The organism is Streptomyces sp. NPDC057654 (genome assembly GCF_042800135.1).
In the GTDB taxonomy this organism is placed as follows: domain Bacteria; phylum Actinomycetota; class Actinomycetes; order Streptomycetales; family Streptomycetaceae; genus Streptomyces.
Window position 1 is genome coordinate 1 of the sequence record NZ_JBHVHQ010001342.1, and the last position, 1,472, is coordinate 1,472.

Below are 1,472 nucleotides of genomic sequence, written 5' to 3' on the forward strand. Positions count from 1 at the left end.
CACTACTCTAGTCCAGCCACCACGCAGCAGCCCGAAACAAAAAACAACCCCAGCGGCGGGGAGACGGCGGGCTGAGGTGGAGCCGGTGTCGGGACACCGGCTCCGGGAGTGCTGCGGACCGCTGGATCAGCGGGCGTAGTACTCGACGACGAGCTGCTCGTCGCAGATCACCGGGATCTCCTTGCGGTTGGGGTCCCGGTCCAGGCGGAAGGCCAGCGCCGGCAGGTTGACCTGGAGGTAGCGCGGGGTCTCGCCGTCGGTGTCGTAGCCGCCTTCGCGCGCGACCTGGAAGGGGTGCTTCTCGCGGCTGCGCTCGCGGACCATCACGACGTCGTCGGGACGGACGCGGAAGGAGGGCTTGTCGACCTTGCGGCCGTTGACCTCGATGTGGCCGTGGACCACCATCTGGCGGGCCTGGTAGATCGTGCGGGCGATTCCCGACCGCAGGACGAGCGCGTCCAGACGGCGCTCAAGCTCGATGATCAGGGCCTCGCCCGTCTTGCCTTCGACCTTCCGAGCGCGGTCGTAGGCACGGACCATCTGGCGCTCGCTGATGTCGTACTGCGCGCGCAGACGCTGCTTTTCGAGCAGACGGACCTTGTAGTCGCTGTTCTGCTTGCGACCGCGGCCGTGCTCGCCGGGCGGGTAGGGACGGGCCTCGAAGTACTTGACGGCCTTGGGCGTCAGCGCGATGCCGAGCGCGCGCGACTTCTTGACCTTGGGACGCGACTGGTTCACGTGGAACGGACCTCCATGTAAGTTAGGTTAGGCTTACCTTAGCGGAGGAGATCGCATGTTTCGACCTGGGAGCCCCCTGCCCAGCACCGACAGCACCGAGTCGAGTCAGCCGCGCCCCGTGGAAGACGCCCAGCGGCCCGATGCCGCCGAGCGCGTACGAACCCTCGCCGAATCCAACGCTACGGCCTCTCTCTCGATTCCGGGAATCGAGGAGGGCCCGGAGCCCGCTCTCGGCTCCCCCGCGGCGCGAACTGTCACCCCCGAGGGTGACGTGCTACTGCTGCTTCCTGGCGACTCTCCGGCGGCCCGAGCCGCCGCGCACGCCCAGGACGACGACCTCGCCGCCGTGATGGAGATCACCGACGTGGCCCCCGTCTCGGTCCCGCACCGCATCCGCGGGCGCGCCTGGATCGCGGGCTGGCTCACGCCCGTACGCGGCGAGCAGCGGGCCGCGTACGCGATGCTGCTCGCCGAGCGCCACCCGGTCGGCGAGCTGCTCGGCATCGACGAGGCGCTCCAGCCGGACCCCGTGCCGGGGCAGTACGGCCGGCCGGCCTGGATGCTGCTGCGCCTGGAGGTCGGCGAGGCGTGCGTGGACGACCTGTGGGGCGCGCAGAGCGTCGAGCCCGAGGAGTTCGCCGCGGCCGTCGCCGACCCGCTGATCGCCCACGAGGCGGACCTGCTCCAGCATCTGCACTCCGCCCACGGCGACCAGGTGCGCGCGCTGTGCGGGC

The 1,472-nt window shown here is 70.3% G+C and carries 2 protein-coding genes; one reads left to right on the forward strand and one right to left on the reverse strand.

The window, feature by feature from the left end; all coding sequences use genetic code 11:
• Positions 1-126 precede the first annotated feature (126 nt).
• The gene (rpsD, locus tag ACFU99_RS43425) at positions 127-738 is read right to left on the reverse strand and encodes a 30S ribosomal protein S4 (protein ID WP_384404261.1); all 612 of its coding nucleotides are present in this window, start codon (positions 736-738) and stop codon (positions 127-129) included.
• Between the two features lie 55 nt (positions 739-793).
• Here rpsD and ACFU99_RS43430 point away from each other — a divergent pair.
• A partial coding sequence (locus ACFU99_RS43430) for a DUF2470 domain-containing protein (protein WP_384404264.1) occupies positions 794-1,472 on the forward strand: 679 nt, incomplete at its 3' end.